We start from the raw sequence: 6311 nt of genomic DNA on the forward strand, positions 1-6311 counted from the left end.
AATCCCATCGAGAAGAAGTGGGCTCAAGTGAAGTTTTTACGCCAAGGTTGGATGGAAAATGACTTATCTAAATTGTTTTATGATATTCATCCAAAACATAACTCTTTTGTAGTGCAGTGACTATAGTATTAACAAAAGGCTTATCAAAGAACGTATCTCTTTCTAAAAAATCGACAAATTCTTGTGCTGATTCAAGTATATCGTTCCACTTTTTCATAAAAAGTATTCTCGGTCAGGAATTATTTTATCTAGATGAACTTTTTTAAGTTGAAATATCAGTTTTACTCAGCTAAAGGAACGTAGACCGCAAGTTTACCCTCAGGATATTTGCCATACCAGCCACATGGCATTGCTCCGTTGATGTATGCTTCTAATTTGAGTTCCATCAACTCATCTGGTATTGGGCAAAAAGCTAAGTAGGTAATAGAAGCCAAAAAATCATTATAGATGTAATCTGTAAATCTATCGGGTATATAAGGGTTAGACTGCTCAAGCTCTAATATTAACTTCCAAGCTTCATTTTCGAATTTGTAAAACTCAATCTCATAACTAGAATATTCTTCATCATTAAATTCTGCAAAATTCTCAAAACTCATAGGTGTTCGATCATTCATTAAATCAACATAAATGTCGTATTTACTACCTTCCTCTTCCCCTAACGCTTCTAAAGGATATTCCATGGTATATAGCGTGTCTGCTTTTTCATGGTCATTAATAACTTTAAATTTATCTAGTGAAGTATTTGGTTGAAAGAAATGATTTGATTTTAGAATAGCTATCAAAATATAATTGTACTTATTAAAATGCTCTTCAAAACTACAATTTCTCATACTTAAAATCCTTTTAATAGAAGAGTCCATTGGACTATATCGGAACTTTGTTTTTTCATAATAGGCTGACCATTACTTAGTAGCCTTCTTATTGTTCTTTGCAATAATAATAATTTAGCTTTTTGCTGTACGCAATTACCTTTTGAGCCTATCCTAATAATAGCATTAGATATTGCTTTAGAATAATCATTATGGCTTGAGTTGTGTTGAGAAGTGCCAAACCAAGGGCTATTTTTTCTTGGATTATTATTCACATTTGTAGGAAGTCCAATAAGGTTGTTTAAGTCATCTTTACCCATCCCATGACAATTTAATATTTGCTTCACTTTATCTTTCTTATAAAGATCTTGAGGGATCATATGATGAACTTGATATTTACTTCTATCTGCACCACCTGCTCTATCCCAAAACTTGTCTCTATAGTTCTTTAAGCCTAAGGGATCAATCCACCCCGTAGGATTCGGCGCATACTGAAAGACGTTATTACCACCCATGAGTCCAATAGGATCACGAGTCGTAAACATCCCTAAATCAGGATCAAAATAGCGAAATCGGTTGTAGTGAAGCCCCGTCTCTTCATCGTAATACTGACCCTGAAAGCGTATGGGTTGCAACTCATCAGCAGACACTTGTAATTGCTCAAGCCTTTCCTCTCGCCATACCACTCTAGCAGTATTACCCCAAGCCTCATAATCTGCTAGCCATACCACTTCGCTTTGCTGGTTAGTTAGCTCATTCGGCGTACCCAAATGATCATTATGATAGTGATAAATCTGCATACTAGGAATAAGTTTGGGTTCGTCCTCCCAGCGCTCTCTAGGCGCGTTTATAATCTCATCATTAGCTGATTTTAATAATTCATCTTTAAGCCAAACCAGTCTAGCTACTGGCTCAAAGCTATCTTGCTCATAGACTGTGGTAAACACATGATTATCAGTATATTCCTGTGCTTGTCTATTACCGTCCCATAGGTAGTAAATAGATTTATGCTGAGTTGGTCGCTTTTGAACAGGAACGTCAATAACTTTAGTAGTTTGCTTATTTAATTGTTTAGTCTTTACTTTCGTGTCACTGGTTTTGGCGATACGTCGCCCCAAGGCATCATAGTAATAGACAGCTGTTATTTCGGTTAGGTTAAAACCCTCTTCGATATTAGTGATGGTTTTAACCAGCTCATTGTTAGGGTTGTAGTAGTGCTGTATGGATTTTTTGCTACTGACTAGTGCATTGATACTTTGTGGGATGGCTTTGCCGTCTTTGACAGGGGTGATTGTTTTATACAGCACTTGACCGTGTATACCATAGGTATAAGTGATGAGCTTATCAGCGGTTATAAGCTGTTGTGGTCGCCCTGATTTGTGAATGCTGTTTTTTTCTTGTGCTTTATCGTCATTTACCTTATCTGGTAATGTACTAACTGGCACTCTATTACTAGCAGGGTCAAAGGCAAATAACTCTGTCATTCCTGATTGCATGGCATAGTCAGTGAGCTTATGCTGAGTTAATCTGCCGACTTTATCGTAGTCGTATTGATGATTGCGTTTGAATAGACTGTTTGCGGTGCTTATATTTTTTGCCGAATGATTTAAATGCGTTTGTCCTGATAGATGCGTGAGTTGACCTAGTACGTCATAGTGATAGTCGCGCTCAATAACGATACGACCTTTATTATGGTCGCTACTGTATTGCTTAGTGAGGCGACCCATGGCGTCATAGCCGAAGCTAGAGAGCAGATCGCCTTGTTGTCTTGTGGTCTCTTGGTGTAGCTGGTCGCGTTCACTGTGGCGTATCTCGGTGATGTTACCGTCTGTACCTGTGATGCTTTGATTATACAGATGCCCTGAACCGTAATACAGCTGGTTGATGACTTTGCCATCGGGCAAGGTAGTTTTGAGGCGGTTGCCTATCTCGTCATAGCTGTGTGTTAAGGTTTGTTCAATATGGCTGTCTTGATTATCGTTGTTTGTGTCTTTATAGCGCTGATGATGACGAGTCAGACGCTCGCTAATAAGCTGACCGATATTATCATATTCTAAGTGCGTGCTAGCATCAGGGCTGGTAGCGCAGATTAGCTGTCCTGCAAGATCGTACTGGTATTGGGTTTTATGATGGCGCTGTAGCGCTGTAGCGTTTGGCTTAATAATATCTAGGCTATGTTTAAAAGTCAGCTGTCCGAGTAAATCGCGTTGCAGATAGGTGTGCTTTTGCTCTTCTCGTTTGCCGCTTGGATTGTCGGTTTGATGAATGAGCTGTCCATTTTTATCATAGTCATAATGACTGGTGTAACCATCAAAGCGGGTCTCTGATATGAGGTTGTCGGCTTTGTCATAGTTAAATGTCCATCTCTGACCGTTTTCATTGGTCAGGGTAATGAGTCGGCGCAAGTTGTCATACTCATAGTCTAAGGTATGACCTTGCGCGTCAATGCGACTGATAGGTAGACTGTCATTAGTGTACTGATACTCGGTGACTTGCTCTTTAGCATCGGTGTGTTTGAGTAGACGGTTAAGACTGTCGTAAACGAAGCTTTCGCCACTGCCATCTGGGTAGCGTATGTGGGTGGGCGCAGCAGTGTGCTGAATGCCGCCACCTATACGGTGGTCGTAAGTAAGACGGGTACGATTGCCTTGGGCATCGGTGACAACAATGACACGGCCTAGATCATCATAGTGATAATGAGTAGGATTGCCGCTACAATCGGTTTGACGAGTAAGCTCGCCTTGATTATTGTATTCATAATTAAAGCTGCTGCCATTGGCCAGTATTTGCTTAATGGTACGACCCTTGTCATCCCGCTCTAGATAGGTGCTGTTGCCATTGGCATCGGTGATTTTTTTTATTTGTCCAGCAGGATCATAATTGAGTAGCGTTGAGTTACCATGAGGATCAATTAATTCGGTTAATTGATTATTATCGTATAAGTACTTTTGAGACCGCCATAACGGTAGATTGGTCATCACCTCATAGTCAATCAGTTGCTTAACCGCTGTTAAGTTGTCACCAGAGTACTGATTTTTAGTCATACTGCCATCTGGACTGATAATTTGTATAGGACGGTCATAGTCATCTAGGACAAAAGTAGTGCGATTACCTAGAGCATCTGTCACTCCTGTCCATCGTTTGTCTTGGTCAAAGTGATAAATCGTTTGGCGCTCATTTGCGGTGTCTTTGGCTTCGGTCACTATAGATTTATCGATATGATAGTCAAAATGATAGGTTTGACCATTGCTAACACGGTTGATGAGCACCTTTCCTGTCGGTAAATATTCATCATACTCGTAGTAACTACTAATGCCATCTGCAATATGATGGGCAGTCATGATGTGATTTTTATAATCAAAGCGTCGAGTTGGGTTTAGATAGGGGTTGGCTTCTATTAAGTCGCCTTCTTGACTGTATTGGTAACTGACAAGCGTATCTACTATAAGTAAGCTCTTAGCCAATACTCCTTCACTTATGAGGGCTTGAACCTCATTGACGAAAGCGTGCATGCTCGTATTATAAGCGTGCTCTAATTGCTGCTGAATTTTTTTATCTAGAGCATATAAGAGCTGTGGTAATTTGCTTTCTAACAGATTACTAATATGGACAATTTTCTGTAAGCGTAATCTTTTATCCTCGGCATCCTTAATTAAATCGAAGTCTAGTTGGAGTAATCTACCTGCACTGTCTTTTATATAGCGAGGCAAATGAGACAGAGTGGCGTCTTTGTTATACTCTAAGGTAATACGGTTGCCATAATTATCGCTTTGGCCTGTGCAGTAAAGGCGCTGTTCGCATGGGTATTGCAAGTCCGTGACATTACTATATGGATGGCCAAAATGAATCTGAATACCGTTGTTTGTTTCACTCCATCCTGAGGTGATACGATATTGCCCTACGGCATCGTGATGTAGACGAATATCTTCAAATCGTGAGTAAAAGCTACTGCCAATCGCAATATAAGAAAATGAGATGATACGTCCATAACCATCAATGAGTTCGATGAGCTTTTTGTCTGGCACGATGTTCAGGTGCATACTCCAGCTGTTATTCCAGCCCTGCCCATACCAGCCAATGGGGTCGTTGACTCTTCCTTGTCCGACTCTACTAGCACTAGAGTATTGTCTATCCCAAACAAAAGGTAGATTACCTGCTAAGCTAAAGTCAGCATCTTGTATACCTGTCAGTACAGCTATACCATTGATAGCTTCGACTACCTCTTCTTGCAATGTACATACTGGGTCAATATCATTTGCTTTACCGCTTCGATTACCTTCTGTGTTCACTATCACAACCTTTAATATTTTTTCCTAAACACTGATTACTTATTCATACGATTTTTATTGCGCTTTTTTTCCTCTCTGGCTACTTTGCCTCGAGCATTTGCTTCTGAACTGCGTTTTATTTGAATAACGACAAGCGGAGTAAGGCAAATTATAAAGATAACCCACAATAGCCATTCATATGATTTAAAATGTAATATTTCTTCAAACGCTCGATGGGTTCTTATGTTGTACTCATATTTACTTTCGTCCCAAACAAACTCGTTTGGTGTTACACCATAATTATAGACAGGAATAGGATCTTCAATAGTGCCCTGATGCTTATCTAGCTCCATCGGGTTCAATTTTATAAATACACGCTCATATACTTTACCTCTTGAGAAGTTTGATGAACTATGGTCGCGTGTACCCTCTTGATAAAACTCCAATCCATAATACATATTATCAGCTTTAATCGTGTATATATCTTTATTTTGTGAAGCGCCAATACTAACGTTTTCCCAATCAATATATATAGCTTGATTTAGCTCAACGGTCTGAGAATTATTGATATAGTCATCTACCTTTACATAACTTGGTATTGTCAATGGCAATCCAATCAAGAGGAATAAACTGAGCATACCCGCAGTAAATGCTACTTTCTCAAAAAAACGCGATTTTTTATTAATTTTTGTCATTTCAAATATTTTCTGTGTTCACTATCATAACCTTTAATATTCTTTCCTAAGAAATAGTCACTTAGTAATATAGTCGATGCACTATAAAAAGAACATAGCGCTACAGGGATAAATTTTACGCAGCCTCTGGGAACGCAGCAAGCAAGTAAAATTTATACCAGTAGCGCATTTAAGTCCGTATAACTGTTTTGTTTTCATCTGACTATATGATCTTTATTGCGCTTTTTCTTTGCTTCTTTAAAGTCCCTCTGTATTCTTCGGAAGTAAAAATATAAAGCGACAACTAGACTAATCCCACCAACAACTTCTACTTTAAACCCGTAAGCTTTAGTATTTAGAATATCTTCAAAAACACGATGTATTTCTATATTAAATTTATATTTACCTGTATCCCAAACAAGTTTATCTGGTGTATAGTCACTGCACTACAAAAGAGTTATGTTTTGGATGAATATCATAAAACAATTTAGATAAGTCATTTTCCATCCAACCTTGGCGTAAAAACTTCACTTGAGCCCACTTCTTCTCGATGGGATTTA

The 6311-nt window shown here is 38.8% G+C and carries 3 protein-coding genes; all 3 read right to left on the reverse strand.

What is annotated here, in order from left to right:
• Positions 1-281: 281 nt before the first annotated feature.
• Genes JMY09_RS14040 through JMY09_RS14050 form a run of 3 tightly spaced genes read right to left on the reverse strand, consistent with a single transcriptional unit; the run spans position 282 to position 5772 of the window.
• Complete coding sequence (locus JMY09_RS14040; RefSeq protein WP_201624556.1) at positions 282-830, reverse strand: hypothetical protein; 549 nt, start codon at positions 828-830, stop codon at positions 282-284.
• A 2-nt stretch (positions 831-832) separates the two neighbouring features.
• A complete protein-coding gene (locus JMY09_RS14045; protein ID WP_201624558.1) occupies positions 833-5098 on the reverse strand; it encodes an RHS repeat-associated core domain-containing protein in 4266 nt (1421 codons plus the stop codon).
• A 35-nt stretch (positions 5099-5133) separates the two neighbouring features.
• Positions 5134-5772 (reverse strand): hypothetical protein, encoded by a 639-nt coding sequence (locus JMY09_RS14050; protein WP_201624560.1) that lies wholly within the window; start codon positions 5770-5772, stop codon positions 5134-5136.
• Positions 5773-6311 lie beyond the last annotated feature (539 nt).

The sequence above is a fragment of the Psychrobacter urativorans genome, from assembly GCF_904846695.1.
Lineage (GTDB): Bacteria > Pseudomonadota > Gammaproteobacteria > Pseudomonadales > Moraxellaceae > Psychrobacter > Psychrobacter urativorans.